Here is a 24,380-nt window from a genome sequence, read left to right as displayed (position 1 = left end):
CCAGCCCCCTCAGTCAGTTCCGCACGATCCTGGCCACCCCAGCCACTGGTACGTCGATCGCCCACAGCTCCGGCGGTGTCGTCGTACTGCGAAACACCTCCGTGCCCGAGCAGTCCGACACTACGAGGTCGACCGGTCCAGGCCCGGCACCCTCGACGATGAGCCGGCCCGAGCTGCCGCCGTTCACCAGCACCACCGACAGATCCGAGTCGGCCAATCGCACCACAGGATTGGTGAAAGCGGCCACCACGGTCGTCGAGCCGACAGCCCGCACCTGCGGATACCGCGCGTCCGGCCGCGACGGAACCAGTACGCCGTCCAGCAGGACGTCGGCGTGATCGCGGAGGAACCCGAGCCAGTACCGCACGACCCGCTCGTGCTCGGCGGACAATGCGTCGAGCTCCATCGACACCTGCGGCGTACTGAACATCGCGCCGATGAACTGCTGGGCCACGGTCTCCGCCGACGCGTCGGGATGCCACATCAGCATGTCCGAGTGGACCGCGCGACCGCCGGCCAGCAGTCGGCTGTCGATGGTGCGAACCCGGTTCTCCACCGGGTCCATCGCGCAGTCGCCGGCCCGCAGGAACGTGCCGAACTGCCACAGCCGTGGGTTCACGTAGTCCTGCCGGAACTCGATCAGCACGTCCGGCCGCAACCGCTTCAGCTCAGTGGTGACCGCCTGCAGGAACAGCTCCACGCCCTCGTCGACGGACGTGCAGTCGCCGTCAGGCGCCGGGGGAGGATTGTCCCAGGCCCACGAGTCGATGAAGTCGAGCTTCAGGCCGTCGACTCCCCAGTCACGCACCGGCCGGATGCAGCACTCGACCAGGTGCTCGCGCACCTCGGTGTAGCGCGGGTCCAGCACCGCGGTGACCTGTCCGTCGGCGAACCCGAGGGTGCGGTCCTTCAAGCGGTCCCACGCCTTGGAGTGCACACCGATCAGCGGCGGCGCGAGCCAGAGCACGTAGCTCAGTCCGAGATCGTGCACGCGTCGTACATGCTCGGACATGTCGGGGAATGTCCGGCTGGTCGGCTCCCAGTCACCGCAGTACGCGTAGCCGCGCGCGGTGTCGTCCGTCTGCCAGCCGTCGTCTACGATCACTGCCGCACAGCCGTACGCCGCGCCGTCGCGGGCGTGACGCTCGACCGACTCGGCGGACACGTGCTGATGGTCGCTGTACCAGGTCGAGTACATTGGCTGCCGGGCCAGCTCAGGCACCGGCACGATCCGGTCGCCGAGCTCGGCGGTCCAGTCGGCGGTGACACCGTCGAGCGCCTCGGCGAAGTGCAGGTCGCGGACGTCGATCCGCAGGACGAAGCTCTGGCCTTCGACGTCGTCGACGATCAACTCGACCAGTTGCTCGGCGGTCTCCTCATGAACCCCGATGGCGAAGTCGCAGCCGCGGACGTGCGACGACAGCGACACGGTCAGCAGGTTCCGGTCCTGCGCGTCGACCAGGGTGCCGACCGGCGCGGAGCGGACCGACCGGATCTCACGACGAGAGCCCCAGTCGGTCGGCAGCTCTCGCCGCGACGATTGCGTCGCCCGCCACAGTGACACCGCCGACTCGGCCGGCCAGGCGAAGCGCAGGGTGACCGGACCGGCCGCCACCACCTCGTACCGCAGTACGCCCGGCTCGGTCGTCGGCAGCTCGGTCATCGACGCCGCGCCGCTCGCTGTGCCGGTCTGGCACAGGCCGCCGGGAGAGCGGATCTCGAAAGTCGTCACGCCGTGGACTATAGCGGTAAAACCAAGACCTCAGAAGGTATTGACGGAATTGGTCCACCTCTCTAGTTTTAGCGCTAATATCCGATGTTCCGAGGAGTGGCCGTGCTGGCTCTGACCTCCGGCAACAGCTACGTCGAGGACGCCTTCGCCTGGGCCCGGAAGCGGGCCCTGGACTGGGTCCAGACCGACGCCGCGCCGGGCAATCTGCCGTCGTACTGGGCCGGTTATCCGTCCCGGCCGATGTTCTACTCGCGCGACGTCTGCCACCAGGCGGCCGGCGCGCACCTGCTCGGCCTGGACGCGGAGAACTTCGCGATGTTCCGGCAGTTCGCCGCCTCGGCGACACCGGCCCGGAAGTGGTTCCCGATCTGGGCGTTCCACTTCGACGGGCGCATCGCCGCACTCGACTACCACCACGACGAGCACTTCGTCCGGGAGATCCCCGCGGTGTTCGATCTGACCTACCGGGCGCTGGAACAGTACGACTGGACCGGCGACCGCCGATGGCTCGACGATCCCGACCTGGCGGCGTACTACCGGCACAGCATCGGCGAATTCGTCGCGGCACACGACAGCGACGGCGACGGCATCCCCGAGGCGGGCGGGACCGGGGACATCTTCCTCGGCACCGCCACCTACAACGAGCGGGAGGCGCCGCTCATCGTCGCGGGCGACGGCCTGGCGCTCCAGTACGCCGTACTCCGCAAACTCGGGCACCATGCCGAGGCCGACCGGATCCAGGCGACGTTCCTCGACGACTGGTGGAACGGGGAACAGTTCGCGCGTGGGCGGACCAAGGACGGGTTCGACTACGGCTGGGGACTGGAGTCGCACGATCTGGTCCCACTGTTCGGGCTGAGTGGGACCGGTGAACGCAACGAGCGGCTCCTGGACTATGTGGAAGCCCAGCTGGAGACCCACCCGCCGCTGAACATCGAGTCGTTCAGCTACCTGCCCGAGCTGCTGTTCCGGAACGGTCGCGACGAGTCGGCCTGGCGCTGGACGAAGCACCTGATCGACAGCCGGGACGACTATCCGGAGATCTCCTTCACCGTCATCGAACACCTGGTCGCCGGACTGCTCGGGCTGCGCCCGGACGCGCCGAACGCGGCCCTGACGATCGAGTCCCACCTGCCGGCCGAGATCGACTGGCTGATCGCCGATCACGTCCGGGTCGGCGACTGGGATCTCCGCATTCACCAAGAAGGCCGGCGTACGACCCAAGTCACCGTGCACAGCGGACCGGGGCCGCTCACGGTGACGGTCGGCCGCACCGGTCCCCGCACGATCGAGCCCGGTCGGACCGCCCGGGTCAGCACACCGACGAAGGACCCCTCATGAAGCTTCCCTATCGTTTGCTGCCCGTTGCGACGGCACTCCTGCTGGCCGCAGGGTGCGCCACCGGCAGCCAGCCCGCCGCCAACAACTCCAAGGACGACGGCGGCTCCGCCGACATCACCTTCTCGTTCTGGGGCACGAACTCCGAAGCCGCGTCGCTGAAGGCGATCGCGGCCAAGTTCGAGCAGGCCAACCAGGGCACGAAGGTGACCACGAACTGGATCCAGTCCGACTACGAGCAGAAGATCCAGACCTCGATCGCCGGCGGCACCCAGTCGACCGTGATGGAGATCAGCAACACCAGCCTGGCCGGGTTCGCGCCCAGCTTCGCCGAGCAGCAGGTCGACCCGGGCAAGTACGTGCAGCCGAACATCTCCTCGGCGCTGCAGTTCCAGGGCAAGTACTACGCGACGCCGTTCGCGGCCAAGCCCAAGGTGATGGCGATCAACGTCGACGCGTTCAAGGCCGCCGGCGTACCGTTGCCCAGCACAACGACTCCGCTGACGCTGGACGAGTTCAAGACGATCGCGGCCAAGCTCTCGCACGGTGACGGCAAGGCTCGCGTCTTCGGGTCGAGCAATCTCTGGTACCGCGGCTGGCTGACCGCAGCCGGCGGCGGCTACTACAACGCCGACGCGAGCCAGTGCACCTTCGGCGACGAGACCGGCGTGAGGACCGCGCAGTACGTCGTCGACATGCAGAAGGAGCGGTACGCGCCGACCTCGCTGGACATCGAGGGGCAGGACCAGGCGCAGTGGTTCGCAGCCGGCCGGCTGGCCACCTTCAGCGACTTCGGGCCGTGGACGGTCGCGGACTTCGCCAAGATCAGCAAGCCCGCGTGGACGCTGGTCCCGGTTCCCGGCAAGGGATTCCCGATGGAGGTCGACGGGCTCGCGATCAGCAAGAAGGCGACCGGCAAGCAACTCGAGACGGCGAAGAAGTTCGTCGAGTTCGCCAGCACCCAGCAGGTTGCCCAGGACCAGCTGATCCAGGGCAACACGGCCCTCGGCGTACCGATCATCGCCGCCTCGGCGCCGACGTTGGAGAAGGTGCTGCCGGCCGACCGCAACCTGGCCGCGTTCACCACCGCGCTGAAGAACGGCCTCGTCGGCGTCTCGGTCGCTCGCGAGGCGCAGATCTCCGGCGACGCGGACAAGGGGATGACCAGCTACACCCCGCTCGGCAGCGGCAAGGACGACGTCGCCAAGGTGCTCCCGCAGCTCGCCGCCAAGTGCACCGACGCGCTGAAGCAGCAGTGAGGTAGTCCATGAACCCGACCATCGGCTGGATCCGCGAACTCGCGGCGTCCCTGGGCGTCCCCGCAGTACTCGTGCCGCTGGTCCCGTTCCTGCTCCTGCTGATCGCCCTGTACGCCGTCATCGGGCTGGCGGCGTACGGGGCGAAGCGGAAGTGGCCGCGGGCCGACAAGACGATCGCGTTCTGGCTGTTCGTCTCGCCGTGGCTGATCGGCTTCGCCATCTTCACGGTCGGCCCGATGGCGTCCTCGATCTACGTCAGCCTGACCTCGTGGGACCTGATCACGCCGCCGAAGTTCGTCGGTCTGGCCAACTACAGCGAGGCGCTCCAGGATCCGCGGGTCGGGCAGGCACTGAAGGTGACGCTGCTGTACGGATTGATCAGCGTGCCGCTGCAGACGGCGCTGGCGTTTCTGGTGGCGATGCTGCTGAACGCCGAGTTGCCCGGGATGCGGTTCTTCCGGACCGTCTGGTACCTGCCCAGTCTGGTGTCCGGCGTGGCGCAGATGGTGCTGTTCCTGTGGGTGTTCAACCCGCAGTACGGCCTGGCGAACGACGTATTGGGGAGGTTCGGGATCACCGGGCCCGGCTGGTTCAACGATGCGTCCTGGGCGTTGCCGACGGTGATCCTGATGAGCCTGTGGACGGTCGGCGGCGCGATGGTGATCTACCTGGCCGGGCTGAAGGACGTGCCGTCGAACCTCTACGAGGCGGCGGCGCTGGACGGCGCCGGTCCGGCGCGGCTGTTCTGGCACGTGACGCTGCCGCAGATGTCGCCGATCATCCTGTTCAACGCATTGACCGGGATCATCGGCGCGCTGCAGATCTTCACCCAGGGCTTCATCGCGAACGGCGGCCCGAAGGACTCGCTGCTGTTCTTCGTCTACTACCTGTACGACAACGCGTTCCAGAACTTCCGGATGGGCTACGCGTCCGCGCTGGCCTGGATCCTCTTCGTCATCATCCTGGCGCTGACCGCGGTGACGGCCAGGGGGAGCGCGTTCGCCGTGTACTACGAGTCCGAGCAGTCCGGCGGCTGGAAGAGGAGAAGGCGATGACTGTCCTGGCGGAGTCACGGCCGGCGGTGGCGTTCCGCACCGACCGCCCGTTCTGGCGGCGCAACATCTCGCTCACCGTCGTCCTGTACGTCGTCCTGGCCCTCGGGTCACTGGTGTTCGTGTACCCGTTCCTGTGGATGCTCGCGACGTCGCTGCGATCGCAGGCCGGGGTGGGAAGTTCCGGCGCGAGTGTGTGGCCGCACGAGTTCCTCTGGGACAACTACACGCGGGCGATCACGTCGTTCCCATTCTGGCGGTACGCCCTCAACTCGGTGCTGACCACGCTGATCCCGATCATCGGCACGGTCTTCTCATGTTCGCTCGCGGGCTTCGCGTTCGCGCGGTTGCGGGTGCGGTTCTCGGGCGTCGTGTTCGCCGTCGTCCTGGCGACGATGCTGCTGCCGGGGGAGGTGACGATGGTGCCGCAGTTCATGCTCTTCAACAACCTCGGCATGATCGACACGCTCTATCCGCTGATCCTGCCGGCGTTCTTCGGGTCGCCGTTCTACATCTTCCTGTTCCGGCAGTTCTTCGCCCGGATGCCGTCGGAGCTCGCCGACGCCGCGGTGGTGGACGGCTGCGGGTGGTTCAAGACGTTCTGGCTGGTCTATCTGCCGCTGGCCCGCCCGGCTGTCGTGGCGGTCTCGATCCTGCTGTTCATGGGCTACTGGAACAACTTCCTCGGCCCGGCCATCTACATCAACTCCGACAAGTGGAAGACGCTCCCGCTCGCGCTGGCCGGCTTCCAGTCCGTCAACGGCACGGACACCCCGTTGCTGATGGCAACGTCGGTGCTGATCACAATGCCTTGTCTGGTGCTGTTTTTCGTCGCGCAGAAGCACATCACCAACGGAATCACGTTCACGGGCGGCCGCTGACTGATGGACAGACCTGCCCACTTCCCCTAACTGGGCAAGGGGCAAGCGCCGCCCCCCGGTGGCTGGCCGGTTCCGAGTCAGCGCAGCTACACCATCTGTAACTGAGGCAAGATCCTGGACACCTTGCGAACTGTTCCGTTCGCAAGGTGCCCAGGCCTGATCAGTCCCGGCCCAGGATGCCTTGTTCGTAGCCCTTCGCCACTGCTGCTGCGCGGTCGTTGACGCCGAGCTTGGTGAAGAGGTGGCTGAGATGCGTCTTGACAGTGGCCTCGCTGATGAACAGCTCGCGGGCTATCTCGCGGTTCGAGGTGCCCATGGCAACGAGTGCGAGGACCTGGCGTTCGCGGGGAGCCAGCGGACTCGGCGCCGGGGTGCGGACGGCCGAGACCAGACGGGATGCGACGGCAGGGGAGAGGACCGTCCGTCCGGCCGCCACTTCGCGCACGGCCGTGAACAACTCGTCCCGTGGGGCGTCCTTGAGCAGGTAGCCCGTCGCTCCGGCCTCGATCGCGGGCACGGTGTCGGTATCGGTGTCCCAGGTGGTGAGGACCAGGACCTTCGCGCGGGCGCCGCTGCGAGTCAGTTCCCTGATGGCGTCCAGCCCGCCACCTCCCGGCATACGCAGGTCCATCAGGATCACGTCGGGGTCGAGGTCGGCGGCCAGCGCGACCGCCTCCACGCCGTTGGACGCCTCCGCGAGCACGGTGAAGCCGGGCACCGACTCGAACATGCCGCGCAGGCCGTTGCGGACGACCGGATGGTCGTCGACGAGAAGCAGCGAGATCTCACTCATGGAGCACCAACGGTACGCGAGCCGACACCGCCGTACCGGAGCCCGGCTCGGCCTCGACGGTGAGCGAGCCGGCGATCCGCGCGGCCCGGGCGCGCATGCCCTCCAGACCGAAGCCGCCGGTGCTGCTGCGGGCGGGCAGTGCCAGCGGTTCGAACCCCTTGCCGTCGTCGCGGATGTCCAACGTGACCTCGTCGTCCATGAAGCTGAGGGTGACCCCGACCCGGGTCGCGGCCGCGTGCTTGGACACGTTCGCCAAGGCTTCCTGAGTGATGCGCAGGAGAGTGGCCGAGACCTCCCCGTGCAGGTGCTGCGCAGTACCCGTGAGCGTGAACTCCGTGCGTACGCCGGTCCGGTCTGCCCACTGGTCGACTGTCTTGTGCAGCGCCTCGGGAAGTCCGTCGTACGACAGACCCGCGGGCGCGAGGTTGTGGACCGAGCGGCGGGCTTCGCCCAGGCTGTGCCGGGCCAGCTCGGTCGCGCGGACCACGTGCTCCCGCGCGGCCGCCCGGTCGGACGTGGTCGCGACAGCCTGGAGCTGGGCGATGATGCCGGTCAGGCCCTGGGCGATCGTGTCGTGGATCTCCGCCGCCAGCCGCCGGCGTTCGTCGGCGATACCCGCTTCCCTTGCCTGGACGAGGAGTTGAGCCTGCAGGGCGGCGTTCTCGTCGCGGGCCTGCTGGAGCTCGACGATGGTGGCCGCCCGGCCCCGGGACCGTTGTTCTTCCTGCTCGCTGAAGTGGATGACGAGCGTCAGCATCACGTTGTTGCCCGCGAGGAGGACCGCGAAGACGATCCACCTCATCCCGCCGTCGACAGGGATCCCACTGGTCTGCGCCCCCGCCACCGGGATCGAGCAGGCGAACAGCGCGACTCGTCTCCAGCGTCGTCCGGGAATCAGTTCCTCGGCATCGAAGTACCCCGCCACGGCGTAGAAGGCGAAGAAGGGATTCATCAGGGTGAGCGCGAAGCCGATCGCGTAGCGGATCGCGTAGTACACGACCGATAGCCGGCTCGGACCGCGGCGGGTGCGGTCGCCCCACCAGAGCTGGAGGGCCACGGCCGCGACGACGAGAGCCGCGGCCGTGGTCTGCCGGGCCGCGGTCGGCATGATGAGCTCGACCGTGGCGGCCGACAGGAGGGCTCCGAGGACGAGCAGACCGAGCGGCTGCCACCGCCGGAACACCTGCTGCCGCCGATCGATGTCCGCTTCCGCTGTCGTCACCCTGTCAGTCTCCTACTCCCAGCGGAACCAGCGGATGGCGGCCGCCGAGAGCACGATCGCCCAGGCAGCGAGTACGCCGAGGTGCGACCACGCCGGCCAGTCTCCGGCCGCGGCCTGGCCCAGCGCACGGGCCGCCGCTCCGAAGGGGGTCGCCTCGACGATGTGCCGCAGGACATTCGGCATGTTCTGCACAGGCAGCCAGACACCTGCGCAGAACATGCTCGGGAAGAACACCGCCGAGCCGATCGCGCTCGCGACCTTCGCCGTACCGGCCAACGCGGTCACCAGCGCACCGATGGCCAGCGCGACGGCGGCGGTGAGCAACAGTGCCAGCGCATACCCGAACGCCTGCTGTGGAAGCTTCACGTCGAAGGCCAGCCGGCCGATCGTGAGGCAGACCAGCGCCGACACCAGCGCCGTGGCACCGTTCAGGCCCATCTGGGCGATCAGCAGGGCGGACGGGCGGACCGGCGTCGCCGACATCCGGCGCAGGATGCCGCGCTCGCGATAGCCGGTGATGACCGGCGGCATCGTCTGCAGGCCGGTCACGATCAGCGCGACCAGCACGAGGATCGGCACGTACAGGTCGATCAGCCGAAGACCGCCGAGGCCGGCGTCGACCTTCCGGAACGACGGGATGCTGCCGAGGATCACCAGCAGCACGGGTGGGAAGCCCAGGGTCCAGAAGAGGATGCCGGGCTCGCGCCGGAACAGCCGAGCCTCGGTGCGCAGGACGGCGGCGAAGGGAGAGGTCGTGCCGCGAGGAGTCGCGGTCGGAACGGTGGCGGCGGTGCTCATTGTGCGGCTCCGGTCAGGTCGAGGAAGGCGTCGTCCAGCGTGGCGTCGGTGACTCTGAGCTGGTGCGCGGTGATGCGGTGCCGGGCCAGGAGCGAGAGCACCGCGGTGACGGTGTCGTCGGTCCCGCCGAGCGTGATCCGGTCGTCCTTGTACTCGACCGAGGCCAGTGCCGGGAGTGCGGCGAGTTCCTCCTCGTCGAGCGGTGCCGACGGTGTGAACGAGATGACGGTCGATCCGGCCGTCCGGCTGATCAGGCCGCGCGGTGTGTCGAGCGCGGTGATGCGGCCCTTGTCGATCAGGGCGATCCGGTCACACAACCGCTGCGCTTCCTCCATGAAGTGCGTGACGAGCAGGACGGTGACGCCTCGCGCGCGGACGTCCTCGACGATCTCCCAGGTGTCGCGGCGGGCACGCGGGTCGAGGCCGGTCGTCAGCTCGTCGAGGACGACCACCCTGGGGTTGCCGATCAGTGCGAGCGCGATGAACAGCCGCTGCTTCTGGCCGCCGCTGAGGACGCCGAACCGGGTCGTCAGGTGAGCGGTCAGGCCGAGGCGTTCGGCCAGCGGCCGCCAGTCGGCCGGGTTCGGGTACAAGGCGGCGTACAGCTCGAGGGCCTCGCGCACCGTCAGCTTGGCCTGCAGCTCGCTCTCCTGGAGCTGGGCGCCGAGGACCTGGGTCACCGCCGCGTGATCGGCGACCGGGTCGAGCCCGGCCACCCGGATCCGGCCCGCGTCGGGGACCCGCAGGCCCTCGATGGACTCGACCGTGGTCGTCTTCCCGGCACCGTTCGGGCCGAGGATCCCGAAGATCTCGCCCTCCTCGACGGTGAACGACACACCGTCGACGACGGTCCGGTCGCCGTAGGACTTGCGCAGGTTACTGACTTCGACGACAGCCCCACGGGCCGCCGTTCTCGTACTCGCCGTGGTCATACGACGAGCCTCGCGGACGGCCCACCCACCCCACATCGCCCATCAAGATCGACCCGGCATCAACCGATCGGCTGATGCCGGCCGTACGCCGCCTACTTGGTGTAGAGGGCCTCGACGTCGGCCTCGTGGTTCTTCATCACGATGTGGCGGCGGAGCGAGAGCTTGAGCGACAGCTCGCCGCTCTCCTGCGTCCAGTCGGTCTGGAGGATGTGGAACTTCTTGATCTCCTCGGCCTTGGAGACCGAGCCGTTGGCCTCGTCGACAGCCTTCTGGATCTCGGCGATCAGGTCATCGTCGGCGGTCAGCGACGCGACGTCGGTGGGCTTCCCGCGCTCGGTCGCCCACGGCACGATCGTCTCCGGGTCGATCGTGATCAGCGCCGCGATGAAGGGCTTGCCGTCGCCGACGACCATGCACTGACTGACCAGCGGGTGCAGCCGGATCTGGTCCTCCAGCACGGTCGGCGCGACGTTCTTGCCGCCCGCGGTGACCAGGATCTCCTTCTTCCGGCCGGTGATCTTGATGAAGCCGTCGACGTCGAACTCACCCAGGTCGCCGGTGTGGAACCAGCCGTCCCCGTCGATCGCGGCGGCGGTCGCCTCGTCGTTCTTCCAGTAGCCCTGCATCACCTGGCCACCCTTGAACAGCAGCTCGCCGTCGTCCGCGACTCCGACCGAGACACCGGGCAGCGGCCGGCCGACGGTACCGATGCGGATGTCGTCGGGCAGGTTGACCGCCACCGCCGCCGTCGTCTCGGTCAGGCCGTAGCCCTCCAGCACCGGTACGCCGATGCCGCGGAAGAAATGGCCGAGCCGGTGACCCAGTGGCGCGCCGCCGGAGACGGCGTACTGGACCTGGCCGCCGAGAACGCTGCGCAGCTTGCTGTAGACGAGCCGGTCGAACAACGCGTGCTTGGCCTTCAGCCCGAACGACGCGCCGCCCTTGTCCTGCGCCTGCGAGTAGGCGATCGCGGTGTCCGCCGCGGCGTCGAAGATCTTGCCCTTGCCCTCCGAGTGCGCCTTCTGGCTGGCCGAGTTGAACACCTTCTCGAACACCCGCGGCACGCTGAGGATGAACGTCGGCTTGAACTCGCCGAGGTCGGGGACCAGGTTCTTCACGTCGGCGGTATGGCCGACCTTGACCATCTTCATCACGCAGCCGACCTGGATGATCCGGGCGAACACGTGGGCCAACGGCAAGAACAGCAGCGTGCTCGCGCCGTTGACGTCGAACAGGCCGTCGAGGATCTTCACCGCCGGGCCGAGCTCGTCCAGGAAGTTCGAGTGGCTGATCTTGCAGCCCTTCGGGCGGCCCGTCGTACCGGAGGTGTAGATGAGCGTGGCGAGGTCGCTCGGCACGACCGCCGTACGGCGCTTGTCGAACTCGGTGTCGGTGATCTCCTGGCCGAGCACGGTCAGCTCGTCGACGGCACCGGCCTCGATCTGCCAGACCTCCTGCAGGTGTGGCGCCTCCGGCCGGGCGGACTCGACCACCGCACCGTGAGCGGCGTTCTCGGCGATCGCGACGACCGCGTCGGAGTCGGTCAGGATCCACTGCACCTGCGACGCCGAAGACGTCTCGTAGATCGGCACCGTGACCGCGCCGATGGTCCAGATCGCGTAGTCGATCAGGGTCCACTCGTACCGGGTCGCGCTGAGCAGGGCGACCCTGTCGCCGTGCTTCACTCCGGCCGCGATCAGGCCCTTCGCGACGCCGGTCACCTCGCGGGCGAACTCGGCCGCGGAGACGTCGAGCCAGCCGCCCCCTGAGTCCGAACCGACCCGCCGGCTGAACACAGCGGTGTCAGGATGGGAGGACGCGTTCGCCCAGACGGGGTCGCTCAGGCTCCCGGTGGGTGGCTCGGTCACAGCAGGAACGGTGTACTCACGCATCCGCGTCTCCTCAGTCGGTCACGAATTGTCGACTCCGGCGCACGCTACAGTCACCTACCCATAAGTAGCCAGGTTCATGTGACCCAAGGAACAGGTGCCCGCAGCAATGTCCACGCTCGACCTCAGTTGCGACGACCTGGTCGTTGCTGATCCAGCCTACGTGGCCGAGCGGCTCGGTTCGGACACCCTCTGGCGCGAGTGGTGGCCGGAGCTGATCCTGACCCCCTCCGAGCGGCGCGGCCTCGAGGGCGTGCGCTGGTCAGTGACCGGCGCGGCCGTCGGTACGGCGGAGTGGTGGCTGGAGCCGGTCCGCGATGGGGTCGTGGTGCATTGGTACCTGCGTGTCGATCCGCGCCGGCCGGTCCGCGGCCGGGCCCTGGCCAGGCTACGCGAGCGGTACGTCGCGGCGTACCGGGAGCGGATGTGGCGGTTCAAGGACGAAGCCGAGGCAGGCCGCGCGGCGGGCGAGCACCGTCCCGGATCCGATCCCGCGATAGTCTCCGGTGAGGACACCGCACCCGGCCGTCCTCGTACCACTCGTCCCACCGGTTCCCGCACCACCAGCCCTGGCAACTAGCATCACCACCGCACTTTCGGTTCCCGCAGTGACCATCAGCTCCCGCACCACCAGCCCTGGCAGTTAAGAGGTGTATCAATGGCGGAACAGACCACCTCGACCATCGTGGTGAACGCGTCCCCGAAGCAGATCATGGCGGTGATCGCGGACTTCGCGGCGTACCCGGAATGGGCCGACTCGATGCGGGAGACCGAGGTGCTGTCCACCGACGAGGCGGGCCGGCCGAAGCAGGTACGCTTCCGGGTCGACGCCGGGGCGATCTCGGACGAGTACACGCTGGCGTACACGTGGTCCCGCAACGAGGTGACCTGGACGCTGGTGCAGGCCAAGATGGTGAAGGGGATGGACGGCGCCTATGTGCTGCGCGACCTGGGTCCGGACGGCCAGGAGGGAACCGAGGTGACGTACCGGCTCGCCGTCGACGTGGCGATCCCGATGATCGGCATGCTGAAGCGCAAGGCCGAGAAGGTCATCATCGACACCGCCCTGAAGGGCCTCAAGAAGCGCGTCGAGTCGTAAGTCCGTGACTCGGGTCCTGCTGTACACGGGTAAGGGCGGCGTAGGCAAGACGACCTCCGCCGCGGGAACGGCCACGCTCGCCGCGCTGCGCGGGCTGCGCACGCTGGTGCTGTCGACCGATGCCGCGCACTCGCTGTCGGATGCGTTCGACTGCGAGGTCGGTGGTGAGCCGACCGAGGTCGACGACCTGCTGTTCGTCCAGCAGATCGACGCCCAGCGCCGGTTCGAGCGGTCCTGGGGCGACATCCAGGCGTACCTGCGCTCGGTGCTGAACATGGTCGGGGTCGACCCGATGGAGGCCGAGGAGCTGACCGTGCTGCCCGGCGCGGAGGAGGTGCTCGCGCTGCTCGAGGTGCGCGACCACTTCCGGTCCGGGCGCTGGGACGTGATCGTGGTCGACTGCGCGCCGACCGCCGAGACGCTCCGCCTGCTCGCGTTGCCCGAGGCCCTCAACTGGTACATGGGCCGCATCTTCAACGCCGAGCGCAAGGTGATGAGAACCTTCCGGCCGTTCCTGAGTCGTCCGTCGGGCATCCCGGTGCCGGACGACACGGTCTTCGACGCACTGCGCAGGTTGCAGAGCGACCTGTCGGACATCCGCACGTTGCTGGCCGGCCCGGACGCGTCGGTGCGGCTCGTGCTCACGCCGGAGGCCGTGGTCGTCGCCGAGGCGCGGCGTTCGCTGACCCGCCTCTCGCTGTACGGCTACCGCGTGGACGGTGTGGTGGCGAACCGCGTGTTCCCGGCCGCGGGCGCGGACACCTGGCGGCGTCAGTGGGTCGCGGCGCAGCGCGGGATCCTCGAGGAGGTCGCTGACTCGTTCCGGCCGTTGCCGATCTGGGAATCGCCGTACCGGGTCTGTGAGCCGGTCGGCGTCGAGGAGCTGGCCGCCTTCGCGGTCGAGATGTACGGCGGGGACGACCCGTTCGCCCGGGCCACGGACGAGACGTCGCTGTGGGTGGACCGGCACATCGACACGGACGGCCGCACCTACACGCTGACCATGCCGTTGCCGCTGGCCTCCGCGAACGAGCTGGAGCTGGCCCGGCACGGCGACGAGCTGATCATCACGGTCGGGTCGTACCGCCGGGTGCTGCCGCTTCCGGCCGCGCTCGCGCGTGGAGTGGTCGCGGGTGCGCGACTGGACGAGGGACGGCTGCAGGTGCGGTTCGCGCCGCGCGAGTCGGCGCGTCCGGTGCCGTCCGGCGAGGCACCGAGTGGGAGTGGACCGCTGGAGTCCGCGCAGGAGCTGGCGCAGGGCCTGACAGCGGAGTACCACGAGCAGTTGACCCAGCAGCGTGCGCGCGAGGCAGCGATCGGGAGGGCCGTTGAGTAAGGAGCCGATCGGCAGCCTCGCTGAGGAGGCGGCCAAACTGTTCGCCGTACTGCAGCATGCGGCCGACGTGGATGAGACGAAGCATTCCGAACAGACACCCGCGGCGGATGAAGAGCACCAGCACAAGCTTGGGCCGGACTGCGTGTGGTGCCCGGTGTGCCAGCTGATCCACAAGGTGCGGAACACCAGCCCGGAGACGATCGAGCAGCTGTCCGCCGCGGCCGCGCACGCGCTCGGCTCGGTGCGATCGTTGCTGGAGGCAGCCGCCGCGGCAGCCCGGCAGGGCCAGGAGGACGCGGCGTCGCGCTCCGCCAAGCAGAAGGACAAGCAGGACGACGAGCCGAGCCGGCCGACAGTGGACCGGATCGACGTGAGTGAGGACCCCGAACCATGGGACTGACCATCGGCATCGATGTCGGCGGAACGAAGATCGCGGCAGGTGTCGTCGACGCGGACGGCACGATCGGTGCCCGCGCGAATCGCGACACCCCGGCGGACTCGGTCGACGACACCGCGGCGGCGATCTGCGACGCGGCCGCTGAGCTGATCGCCGCGCACGAGGTGGAGGCGGTCGGGATCGGCGCGGCCGGGTTCGTGTCCTCGGACCGGTCGACGGTGCTGTTCGCGCCGAACCTCGCCTGGCGGGACGAGCCGCTCGGTACCCGGGTCGCGGAGAAGCTGAAGATCCCGGTCGTGGTCGAGAACGACGCGAACGCGGCAGCCTGGGGTGAGTTCGCCTTCGGCGCCGCGAAGGACGTCGAGCACATGCTCTGTCTCACCATCGGCACCGGGATCGGTGGCGGGGTCGTCATCGGAGGCGAGTTGCTGCGCGGTGCCTATGGGGTAGCGGCCGAGCTCGGCCACATGCGCGTCGTACCGGGTGGGCATCGGTGTGGCTGTGGAGCGAGGGGGTGCTTGGAGCAGTACGCCTCCGGGCGTGCGCTCGTCCGGGAGGGGCGGGCGCAGGCGGAGGCCGGTTCGCTGGCGGCGATGCAGATGCTCACCGTGTGCGGGATCTCGGACCCGGCCGGGCTGACCGGGCCGATGATCACCGAGGCGGCCGCGGCCGGCGACCCATGCGCCGTCGAACTGCTCGAGGATCTCGGCCGGTGGCTGGGGGAGGGCCTGGCGAGCCTCGCGACCATGTTCGACCCGACCACGATCGTGATCGGCGGCGGCGTGAGCGCGGCGAGGGACCTGTTGATGAAGTCCGCCCAGGTCGCCTTCGAGCGGAACCTGCCGGCCAGGGCCAACCGCCCGCACCCGTCGTTCGGGCTCGCCGAACTGGGCAACGACGCCGGCCTGATCGGCGCCGCCGACCTGGCCCGTCGCCCCGCCCCACCCGCGGAGAAAACCCGGTGATCCGCACCGCGCGGGATACTGGAGGTAATCCGGCGGGGGCTGGGGGTACGGCGAGGAGGGTCGTGCAGTGGCTCTGACGCAGGCTTTGACGATCGGGATCGACATCGGCGGGACCAAGGTCGCCGCCGGGGTGGTCGACCCGGAGGCCAACATTCTGGACCGGTTGCGGCGGGACACGCCGACGACGGATCCGAAGGAGACCGAGGACGCGATCGAGGAGATCGTCCGCGACCTGGAATCCCGGCACGACGTGATCGCGGTCGGTATCGGCGCGGCCGGGTTCGTCGACGGGACACGGTCGTCGGTGCTGTTCGCACCGCACCTTGCCTGGCGGCACGAGCCGCTGCGGGACGCGGTCGAGCGCAGGCTCGGGCTGCCGGTCGTGGTCGAGAACGACGCGAACGCGGCGGCCTGGTCGGAGTGGCGCTTCGGCGGCGGTCAGGGTGAGAGCCACCTGGTCTGCGTCACGCTCGGCACCGGCATCGGCGGCGCGATCCTGAACGACGGTGCGCTGCAGCGCGGGAAGTTCGGCATCGCGGGCGAGTTCGGGCACATGCAGGTCGTGCCGGGCGGGCATCGGTGCGAGTGCGGCAACCGCGGCTGCTGGGAGCAGTACGCGTCCGGCAACGCGCTGACCCGGGAGGCGCGGGAGCTGGCGCTGTCGGGTTCGCCGGTCGCCCACAATCTGCTGCGCGCGGCAGGCGGCGATCCGCGCAAGATCAACGGTCCGATGGTGACCGAGCTGGCCAAGGACGGCGACCCGGTCGCGGTCGAGTTGCTCGAGGACGTCGGCCGTTGGCTCGGGATCGGGCTCGCCAATCTGGCCGCCGCGCTGGACCCGGGCACGTTCGTGATCGGTGGCGGTGTGTCGGACGCTGGGGAGCTGCTGCTGGCGCCGGCCCGCGAGGCGTTCAAGCGGACACTGACCGGTCGCGGGTTCCGGCCGGAGGCGCGGATCGTGCGTGCCGTCCTCGGCCCGGAGGCCGGCCTGGTCGGTGCCGCCGATCTCGCGCGGGAAGAGGCGACCTGGTTGCGCCGGGTCCGTGTGAAGACGACCGCCGTGACCGCGAAGACCGCAGCCGCCCGGAGTCGCTCCACGCGGCTCGAACGAGCAGCACGCAAGTCGGCCGCCCGGCGTACCGGCATGCGCGCCGACCCTGACCTCCAGCACGCCGACCTGAACGGCGACCCTGAAGCATGAGCGAAGGCCCGCCTCTGCTGCGGGTGTTGTCGTACAACGTGCATCGGTGGGGTGACGATCGGGCTGCGCTCGCGCGGGTGGTGAAGGCGTGTGCGCCGGGCGTGATGCTCGTGCAGGAGGCGCCGACCTGGTGGGGGACCCGGCGGAAGCGGCGCGCAATGGCGGCGAGCTTCGGCATGCGATACGTCGCCGCGTCGGCCCGGAACGCGATCCTGGTTGCCGATGGCACCGATCTGGTGGAGCCGCTGCACTGGCGGATCTGGCGCCCGTTCGTACGGCGCCGGCTGAACCTGATCGCCACCCAACTTCCCGGTGGTGCCGTCGGCGGCCGCGTCACCGTGGGCTCTACCGACCTGGCCCTGATCGTCTGCCACCTCGGCCTGCACATCCGCGGCCGCCGGCACGAACTCGAACAGGTCCTCCGCGGTTGCCGCTCCTTCGATCTCCCGTACCTCCTCGCCGGCGACCTCAACGAAGAACCCGACGGCCAGGTCTGGAAGCGCCTCGCCGCCGAAGGCCTCACCGACCTCGGCGCCGATGCCGGCCCGACGTACAGCTCCTCCAACCCGCACAAGCGCATCGACGGCGCCCACGCAACTCCCACCCTCACCGCCCGCATCGTCCCCATCCCGACGGCAGCCCGCCCCGACCTCCCCGCCGCCTCGGACCATCTCCCGATGCTGATCGAGCTCAGTTCGCCAAGAACCGGTCCGCCGTGAGTGCCGCGTTCTTGCGTGTGCTCAATCTGATCGACGAGCCACAAGCCCTGTTCTCGCCGAGGCTGATGCCACGCGTGCTTCGGCCGCGGCGCCCTTCGAGAACGGCTTCGTCGTCGGCAAGCAACTGTCCAGAACGACGATCGAGTAGCCGACACAATGGTCGATAGACATAGGATCTCTGCTCATGCGCACATCGGTGAGTTCCCTGTCCTACGACCGCCCGGCAGGCACTTGGCTGGAGGCACTCCCGCTCGGCAACGGGCGGATCGGGGCCATGTGCTTCGGCGGTGTGAGCACGGACCGGATCGGCCTCAACGACGAGACGCTCTGGTCGGGGAGCCCCGAGACCCAGCGGATGCTGTCGACGCCGCTCGGCGACACCGGGGCCCAAGCAGTACAGGCGGTCCGGGACGCACTCGCGGCCGGCGACATCCGTCGCGCCGAGGGGTTGGCGAACGGCTTCCAAGCCGGTCACTCGCAGGCCTACCTGCCCCTCGGCGACCTGCTGCTCGAGTACAGGACCGCCGGGGAGGTCACGCAGTACCGCAGAGAGCTCGACCTCGATACGGCAACCGCCACGGCGGAGTATGAGGTCGGAGGTCTCGCGGTCCGGCAGCAGGTGTTCGTGAGCAAGCCGGCCGGTGCCCTCGTACTCCGGCTGACCGCATCGCAACCGATCGGACTTACCGCCCGCCTCACGTCGCAGCTGCGATCCCGCGCTCATCGGACGGACGACGGCATCGGCCTCCTCCTCCAGGCTCCGGCGAACGTCGCCCCGCCACACCGCGACGTACCCGACCCCGTCCACTACTCCGACGGCCCGGATCGCGGTATGGCGGCGGCCATCTCGCTCCGGGCGACGACCGACGGCGAGATCCGCGCCGACGACACGGGCCTGACGATCGAGAACGCCACCGACGTCACCCTCGTCCTGTCGACCGCCACCGGGTACGACGGCCCGTCGACGCCACTGACCCGATCGGCCGAGGACTGCTTCGCCCAGGCCGACGAGACCGTGCGTACAGCCCGCACCCGCGGGTACGACGACCTCCACGCGGAGCACTTGCAGGACCACCAGGCACTCTTCCGCCGCTCGTCGCTCGAGCTGCCCGGCAACGACACCGCCGACCTGCCGACCGACGTACGGCTGCGGAACGGGGACGACCCCGCGCTCGCCGCGCTGGTCTTCAACTACGGCCGCTACCTGATGATCGCGAGCTCCCGCCCCGGTGGCCTTCCGACCAACCTGCAAGGCATCTGGAACGACATCCTCCAGCCGCCGTGGAGCTCGAACTACACGGTCAACATCAACACCGAGATGAACTACTGGCCCGCCGAGACGACCAACCTCGCCGAGTGCCACGAACCGCTGCTGACCTACCTCGAGCACCTCGCCGAGGCAGGCCGTCGTACGGCGCAGGAGCGGTACGGCTGCGGTGGTTGGGTCGCGCACCACAACGCCGACGCGTGGTGCTGGACGATCCCGGTCGACGGCAACCCGAAGTGGTCCAACTGGCCGATGGCCGGCACCTGGCTGGTCCGCCATCTGTGGGACCACTACGCGTTCTCCGGTGACCGTGAGTTCCTCGGCCGCGCCTGGCCGGTACTTCGGGGTGCGGCGGAGTTCTGCCTCGACTGGCTGATCGAGCTACCCGACGGCAGTCTCGGTACGTCGCCATCCACGTCACCCGAGAACGACTACGTCGCGCCCGATGGCGAGCCGGCGTCGGTGACTGTCTCGGCGACGATAGACCTCGCCCTGATCGCCGACCTGTTCGACCGCTGCGTGATCACCGCCGACGTCCTCGAGCTGACCGACCCGTTGGTCGAGCGGTTCGCCGCGGCGCGCAAGCGGATCCCCGAGCCGTCGATCGGTAGCCGGGGGCAACTACAGGAGTGGGCGGCCGACCTGACCGAGGATGATCCGCACCACCGGCACACGTCGCATCTGATCGGCGTACACCCCGGCGACCTGATCACGCCGGACCGCACTCCGGCGCTGGCGGCCGCCGCGGCTCGTACGCTCGACCTTCGCGGCGACCTGGCGACCGGTTGGTCGCTGGCCTGGAAGATCAACCTCAGAGCCCGGCTGCGCGACGCGGCCGCGGCACACCGCTTCGTGCGCGCATTCCTGACGCCTGCCGACGACACCGAGACGGACTACGCCGGCAGTGGCGCGGGCGTGTACCCGAACCTGCTGTGTGCCCACCCGCCGTTCCAGATCGACGGTAACTTCGGCGCGACCGCGGGCATCGCGGAGATGCTTCTCCAGAGCCACACCGACGAGATCGAACTCCTGCCGGCGCTGCCGACTGAATGGCCGACCGGCCAGGTCACCGGCCTGCGCGCCCGCGGCGGCGTGACCGTCGACATCACGTGGTCACCCGACGGCTCCGAGGCCGTCCTCACCGCGGACCGCGATCAGCAACGCACCATCCGCCACGGCGACAGCCGCACTACGGTCACCCTCACCGCCGGCGAAGCCCACCGACTGGTGCTCTAGCGGGCGCTATCCGGAACTTTTTCGCCGCCAGGCGGCGAAAAAGTTCCGCAAACCGTCAGCTCTTCTTGCGGTTGAGGAAGGCGAGCATCGCTTCTTGTGCTGCGGACGAGCCGAACAGGCTCGCCGACAGCTCGGCGAGATCCTTGCCGCGGGCATCGATGTCGGCGAGGAGCTCTCTGTTGAGCAGCTTCTTGGTCTCGCGCAGGCCTTGGGGTGCGCCCTTCAGCAGCGACTCCACGACGGAGTCGACCGCGGTGTCGACGTCGGTGTCCTGAACCGCGACGGTGACCAGACCGAGCCGTGCGGCCTCGGCGCCGTCGAAGGTGTTTCCAGTGAGGAACGTGTACGCCGCCGCGCGGTCGGTCAACCGGGGGAGCACGGTGAGCGAGATCGTCGCCGCCGCCAGTCCCAGTCTGACTTCGGTGAGCGCGAAGGTGCTGCTCGCGCCGGCGACGCTGATGTCGGCGGCGGCCACGATGCCGATCCCTCCGGCCCGCACCGGACCCGCGACCCGTGCGACCACCGGCTTCGGGCTGGCGACGATCGCCCGCTGGACGTCGACCATCCGCTGCGCGCCGACGCCCATCCCGATCGTGGTCGCCTCGGACAGGTCGGCTCCCGAGCAGAACACGTCCAGGGCCGACCGGATCACGATCACTCGGACCGCGTCGTCCGCGCCCGCGTCGTCCAGCCGCTCCAGCAGTTCACCGGTGAACTGCTGGGAGAGTGCGTTCTTGTTGTCCGGCGAGTCGAGCGTGATGGTCGCCACGCCGTCGGCCACGGTCAGCTGCACGAGTTCCGTCATGGAGACATCCAACACCCGCCTGGCCCTCGGCGGCTGTAATCAGCCGCACAAGCCCGTGCGGTCAGGCTCCCCGCGGGCTGAGCGGGTCCGCGTGCCGGTGGACGATCTTCCAGCCGTCGCCCTCCTTGCGGAAGACCATCGTCGCCCGCAGCGCATGCGGGAACTCACCGGGCTGCTCGACGTACATCACCGTGCAGCGCTCGATCGCGACGGAGTACGCCGTGTCACTGCCGACGTGCTTGTCGAGGTACTCGAACTCGACCTTGGCGCCACTCGGACGGAACTGCGCCGAGGCCCATTGGTAGCGCGGTCCGACCTGCGACCAGCCGACCTCGAGACCGCCGAAACCACCGAAGATCGAGGTCTGCTCGCTGTGCGACACCAGCGGCATCCACAACGACGAGTCCCCGTTCACGAAGGCCGTGTTGGCCCGCTCGAACTGGTCCAGGAACGCCTCGAAGCTCTCGGTCACTCCGGGCAGTTTACGGCGCCCGGGGTCTACTTGCCGTCGGCGTACGTCGGGGACAGTTCGCGGGCCAGGTGCTCGATGAACAGGCCGACGTCGGTGACGATGCCGCGGGCCTGGGACGAGCCGCGGTCGGCCAGCTTGGTCACCGTGGCCGGGTTGATGTCGACGCAGGTGAGCGGGATCGACGACGGCAGGATGTTGCCGGTGGCAACCGAGTGCAGCATGGTCGCGGCCATCAGGCAGTAGCCCACGCCGGGCAGTTCGGCCCGCATCGCGCGCTGACCCTCGAGGACGTCGGTGTACACGTCCGGCAGCGGGCCGTCGTCGCGCACCGAACCGACCAGGACGAAGTTCTTTCCCTTCTTCACCAGCGCGTGCATGACGCCCGAGGTGAGCACGCCCTGCTCGACCGCGGCCGCGATCGAGCCGGCCTTGCGGATCGTGTTGATCGCGCGGATGTGGTGCTCGTGGCCGTGCTCCACCCCGCGACCGCGGGCCAGGTCGACGCCGAGCGACGTACCGTAGAGCGACGACTCGATGTCGTGGGTGGCCAGCGCGTTCCCGGCGAACAGGACGTCGACGAAGCCGGCCTCGACGAGCGACACCATCGCGGGCGCGGCGCCGGTGTGCACGATGCCGGGGCCGCCGACCCAGAGCACCTTCTGGCCGTTCGCCTTCGCCTCGCGCATGCCGTCGGCGACCTGCATGACCAGCACCCGCTGTGGCTTCTCGCTGGACACCTCCGAGTCCATGAAGCCGAACGCGTCCTCGACGGTCTCGACGAGCGGAGGCGTGACCTTGACGCCCTGGGCGCTGGTGATGATCCGCATCCCGATCTTCACCTCGGACATCGGGACGGTGCGGACGGTGGCGCCCTCGACCAGCAGACCGCAGTCCATCTCGGGGTTGCGGACCTGCACCCAGTGACCGCCGAGCCGGACGCTGGTCGGCAGGTTGGTGGTGGAGTAGAAGCCGTCCGGGAAGACGCCGTCCTGGGCCACCTCAGTGATCTCCGGCGTCCCGGGGTGCACCAGGTTCGCGCCCTTGGTCTGGATCCGCATCAGCAGCCGCTGCAGCGACTCCTCGTCCTCGGCGCCGACCGTCATCCGGACCGTTGACGGGTCGTCCTTGTCGTAACCGAGATCGAACTTGTCCAGCGTGTAGTCACCGCCGTACCCGCGGATGTCGTCCAGGACGCGTGACAGCAGTCCGGTGTCCATCAGGTGGCCGGTGATCTCGACGGTCTCGGTGACCTGCACGGGTACCTCCCCTACGCGTTCGTCGGATTGTCCGACGATCCGCATGCTAGCTCAGACGACCGCCCCGTCGTCAGGCGTGTCATCAGGTGGCAACCGATCCTTCATCCGGATCACCAGGGTGAGGAATCCGCCGATGAATCCGACCACCGCGAGCGTGGTGATCCGGCCGGTGCCGAAGTCGAGGACGGCGGCCAGGATCAGCAGCAGCGGGCCGCCGATCAGGCCGAGCCAGGCGATCCGGCTGACCCAGTCCAGCCGGGGTGCGCGCGGCGGCTCCGGTGGGACGAAGTGGTCGTGCGGGTCGTCCTCCCGCTTGACCGGCTTCTCCTCTTCCTCGTCGTCGTCCGGCGTGTCCTTGATGACGAGCCCGGTCGGTACGTCGATCAGCGGCTCGTACTTGTCGTCGACGTCCTCACTGGCCGGCCACCGCGGCACCGGGCTCTCGTCAGCGTCGTGCCCGGGCGCCGACGGCGCGTTGAACTGCTCGACCAGCGACTTCCACTCGGCGTCCTCGGTGCTCCGCTCGATCACCGGGCGGGCCCGCTCCACCGCCTCCGCGTCGACGAAGATCACGTCGTACCCGGCCGGGATGTGGACCGGCTCCTCCGCCTCTTCCGGCGTCTTGGCCTCGCTCTGGGCCTCGCAGTACGCCGCGATGCCGGCCTCCGCGAGCGCGGTGAGGACCGGTTCGGCGACCAGTGGGTCGATACCGCCGAGCGACGTGTACGCCGTGGCGGTGAGGCCGTTGTCACGCATCGGCGGCGACCCGGCGGATGAAGTCTGTCGAGTCCGCGAAGATGCGCGGTGCGTCGTTGTCCAGAGTTGCCACGTGAAAGCTGTCCTCGAGCAGGGTCTCGGTCACATCGCGGGACGAGATCGAGGCAAGCACGGTCCGCCCCGAGCTCGGTTCCACCACATGATCGACAGTACTGCGGAACATCAGCACGGGCTGCGTGACTTTGGCCAGATCGTCGCGAGTTATCTGCCACAGCTGGGACAGGGACCGCAGCGCGCGAAGCGGCATCCGGTCGTACGCGCCCTCGTCCATGCCCGGCTTCTTGATGTCGTTCGAGATGCCGGGGAACGACGGCACGAGCCGGGACAGCACCGGCAGCAGCACCAGCCGCTTGTCGTCGGTGCGCACCGACGGGTTGATCAGGACCAGACCGGAAATGTCGGCGCCGTGCTCCTCGGCCAGCCGCAGAACCAGGCAGCCGCCCATCGAGAGTCCGGCCAGGAAGACCTGGTCGTGCTCCTTGCGCAACCGCTCCAGTTCGTTGTCCAGGACGGCGTACCAGTCCGGCCAGCAGGTCTTGTTCATCTCCTGCCAGCTGGTGCCGTGGCCGGGCAGCCGCGGTACGGCGACGCCGTACCCGTCGGCGGCCAGATGCTCGGCGAACGGACGCATCGACTTCGGCGAGCCGGTGAATCCGTGGCTCAGCAGGACTCCGATCGCGGCGTTCTCCCCGGTCCCGGGACTGCGGTAGTCCTCCGCATGGCCTTGCACTGGCACGGTCACTCCTCGCCGTCAGAGTCCTCACAGACGGTCAGGCCGCACCGGCCTGCTCGCGACTCTATGGTCGCATTTGGACTGCATCCAGTCTGCAACAAGGTGACAACACGGTGAGCAACACGGAGATTCCTGGCGGTGACATTGCCTGAGGGGGAAGCTGGAACGTAGTGTCCTGCACCGACGGTGGGCGCCGGAGCTTGTCGCCGCCGTCACCGGTG

At 68.9% G+C, this 24,380-nt stretch carries 23 protein-coding genes; 12 read left to right on the top strand and 11 right to left on the bottom strand.

Annotated elements, in window-relative coordinates; translation table 11 throughout:
* Nucleotides 1-13: 13 nt before the first annotated feature.
* Nucleotides 14-1,732, bottom strand: a complete 1,719-nt coding sequence (locus OG817_RS20245) for a glycoside hydrolase family 36 protein (protein WP_406056807.1) — start codon at nt 1,730-1,732, stop codon at nt 14-16.
* Between the two features lie 102 nt (nt 1,733-1,834).
* Here OG817_RS20245 and OG817_RS20240 point away from each other — a divergent pair, with 102 nt between their 5' ends.
* From OG817_RS20240 to OG817_RS20225, 4 genes are read left to right on the top strand one after another with little or no spacing between them, the layout of a single operon-like run.
* On the top strand, nt 1,835-3,073 hold the full coding sequence (locus OG817_RS20240) for a hypothetical protein (protein ID WP_406056805.1): 1,239 nt from the start codon (nt 1,835-1,837) through the stop codon (nt 3,071-3,073).
* Nucleotides 3,070-4,329 carry an extracellular solute-binding protein gene (locus OG817_RS20235; protein WP_406056803.1) on the top strand — a complete coding sequence of 420 codons (1,260 nt, stop codon included), beginning with the start codon at nt 3,070-3,072 and terminating at the stop codon, nt 4,327-4,329. The genes OG817_RS20240 and OG817_RS20235 overlap by 4 nt, the downstream gene beginning before the upstream one ends.
* 8 nt (nt 4,330-4,337) lie before the next feature.
* Nucleotides 4,338-5,384, top strand: a complete 1,047-nt coding sequence (locus tag OG817_RS20230; protein ID WP_406056800.1) for a carbohydrate ABC transporter permease — start codon at nt 4,338-4,340, stop codon at nt 5,382-5,384.
* Entirely contained in the window at nt 5,381-6,262 is an 882-nt protein-coding gene (locus tag OG817_RS20225; RefSeq protein WP_406056798.1) for a carbohydrate ABC transporter permease, read from the top strand. The genes OG817_RS20230 and OG817_RS20225 overlap by 4 nt, the downstream gene beginning before the upstream one ends.
* A 160-nt stretch (nt 6,263-6,422) precedes the next feature.
* Here the strand turns inward: OG817_RS20225 and OG817_RS20220 are convergent, their stop codons facing one another.
* The 5 genes from OG817_RS20220 to OG817_RS20200 all read right to left on the bottom strand — a co-directional run bounded on the left by OG817_RS20220 (nt 6,423) and on the right by OG817_RS20200 (nt 11,899).
* Complete coding sequence (locus OG817_RS20220) at nt 6,423-7,055, bottom strand: response regulator (RefSeq protein WP_406056796.1); 633 nt, start codon at nt 7,053-7,055, stop codon at nt 6,423-6,425.
* Complete coding sequence (locus OG817_RS20215) at nt 7,048-8,277, bottom strand: sensor histidine kinase (protein ID WP_406056794.1); 1,230 nt, start codon at nt 8,275-8,277, stop codon at nt 7,048-7,050. The genes OG817_RS20220 and OG817_RS20215 overlap by 8 nt, the downstream gene beginning before the upstream one ends.
* 12 nt (nt 8,278-8,289) lie before the next feature.
* Nucleotides 8,290-9,075, bottom strand: coding sequence for an ABC transporter permease (locus tag OG817_RS20210; protein WP_406056792.1), 786 nt, complete (start codon nt 9,073-9,075; stop codon nt 8,290-8,292).
* Nucleotides 9,072-10,007 (bottom strand): ABC transporter ATP-binding protein, encoded by a 936-nt coding sequence (locus OG817_RS20205; protein WP_406056790.1) that lies wholly within the window; start codon nt 10,005-10,007, stop codon nt 9,072-9,074. The genes OG817_RS20210 and OG817_RS20205 overlap by 4 nt, the downstream gene beginning before the upstream one ends.
* 92 nt (nt 10,008-10,099) lie before the next feature.
* The gene (locus tag OG817_RS20200) at nt 10,100-11,899 is read right to left on the bottom strand and encodes an AMP-dependent synthetase/ligase (RefSeq protein ID WP_406056788.1); all 1,800 of its coding nucleotides are present in this window, start codon (nt 11,897-11,899) and stop codon (nt 10,100-10,102) included.
* Nucleotides 11,900-12,005: 106 nt separating this feature from the next.
* Between OG817_RS20200 and OG817_RS20195 the strand changes: the two genes are divergently transcribed.
* From OG817_RS20195 to OG817_RS20160, 8 genes are all read left to right on the top strand, one after another.
* Complete coding sequence (locus OG817_RS20195) at nt 12,006-12,476, top strand: hypothetical protein (RefSeq protein WP_396389462.1); 471 nt, start codon at nt 12,006-12,008, stop codon at nt 12,474-12,476.
* 78 nt (nt 12,477-12,554) lie between these two features.
* Nucleotides 12,555-12,995, top strand: coding sequence for an SRPBCC family protein (locus OG817_RS20190; RefSeq protein WP_396389463.1), 441 nt, complete (start codon nt 12,555-12,557; stop codon nt 12,993-12,995).
* A 4-nt stretch (nt 12,996-12,999) separates the two neighbouring features.
* Complete coding sequence (locus tag OG817_RS20185) at nt 13,000-14,331, top strand: ArsA family ATPase (protein WP_406056786.1); 1,332 nt, start codon at nt 13,000-13,002, stop codon at nt 14,329-14,331.
* Nucleotides 14,324-14,731, top strand: a complete 408-nt coding sequence (locus tag OG817_RS20180) for a hypothetical protein (protein WP_406056784.1) — start codon at nt 14,324-14,326, stop codon at nt 14,729-14,731. Before OG817_RS20185 ends, OG817_RS20180 begins: the two co-directional genes overlap by 8 nt.
* Complete coding sequence (locus OG817_RS20175) at nt 14,722-15,693, top strand: ROK family glucokinase (protein WP_406056782.1); 972 nt, start codon at nt 14,722-14,724, stop codon at nt 15,691-15,693. The genes OG817_RS20180 and OG817_RS20175 overlap by 10 nt, the downstream gene beginning before the upstream one ends.
* Before the next feature lie 67 nt (nt 15,694-15,760).
* On the top strand, nt 15,761-16,894 hold the full coding sequence (locus OG817_RS20170; protein ID WP_396389467.1) for an ROK family glucokinase: 1,134 nt from the start codon (nt 15,761-15,763) through the stop codon (nt 16,892-16,894).
* Nucleotides 16,891-17,613 (top strand): endonuclease/exonuclease/phosphatase family protein, encoded by a 723-nt coding sequence (locus OG817_RS20165; RefSeq protein ID WP_406056779.1) that lies wholly within the window; start codon nt 16,891-16,893, stop codon nt 17,611-17,613. Before OG817_RS20170 ends, OG817_RS20165 begins: the two co-directional genes overlap by 4 nt.
* Nucleotides 17,614-17,797: 184 nt before the next feature.
* Nucleotides 17,798-20,116 carry a glycosyl hydrolase family 95 catalytic domain-containing protein gene (locus tag OG817_RS20160; protein WP_406056777.1) on the top strand — a complete coding sequence of 773 codons (2,319 nt, stop codon included), beginning with the start codon at nt 17,798-17,800 and terminating at the stop codon, nt 20,114-20,116.
* Nucleotides 20,117-20,171: 55 nt separating this feature from the next.
* Here OG817_RS20160 and OG817_RS20155 read toward each other — a convergent pair whose 3' ends face one another.
* From OG817_RS20155 to OG817_RS20135, 5 genes are all read right to left on the bottom strand, one after another.
* Nucleotides 20,172-20,921, bottom strand: a complete 750-nt coding sequence (locus OG817_RS20155) for an enoyl-CoA hydratase family protein (protein WP_396389471.1) — start codon at nt 20,919-20,921, stop codon at nt 20,172-20,174.
* Between the two features lie 61 nt (nt 20,922-20,982).
* Nucleotides 20,983-21,393, bottom strand: coding sequence for a YybH family protein (locus OG817_RS20150; RefSeq protein WP_406056775.1), 411 nt, complete (start codon nt 21,391-21,393; stop codon nt 20,983-20,985).
* A gap of 26 nt (nt 21,394-21,419) precedes the next feature.
* On the bottom strand, nt 21,420-22,649 hold the full coding sequence (locus tag OG817_RS20145) for a TIGR00300 family protein (RefSeq protein ID WP_406056773.1): 1,230 nt from the start codon (nt 22,647-22,649) through the stop codon (nt 21,420-21,422).
* A gap of 51 nt (nt 22,650-22,700) precedes the next feature.
* The gene (locus OG817_RS20140) at nt 22,701-23,405 is read right to left on the bottom strand and encodes a hypothetical protein (protein WP_406056771.1); all 705 of its coding nucleotides are present in this window, start codon (nt 23,403-23,405) and stop codon (nt 22,701-22,703) included.
* On the bottom strand, nt 23,398-24,162 hold the full coding sequence (locus OG817_RS20135) for an alpha/beta hydrolase (RefSeq protein WP_406056769.1): 765 nt from the start codon (nt 24,160-24,162) through the stop codon (nt 23,398-23,400). Before OG817_RS20135 ends, OG817_RS20140 begins: the two co-directional genes overlap by 8 nt.
* Nucleotides 24,163-24,380: the final 218 nt, after the last annotated feature.

This window comes from Kribbella sp. NBC_00889 (assembly GCF_045207705.1).
GTDB lineage: Bacteria > Actinomycetota > Actinomycetes > Propionibacteriales > Kribbellaceae > Kribbella.
The sequence above is the reverse complement of the archived record's forward strand: the minus strand, read 5'-3'. Positions and strand labels throughout refer to the sequence as shown.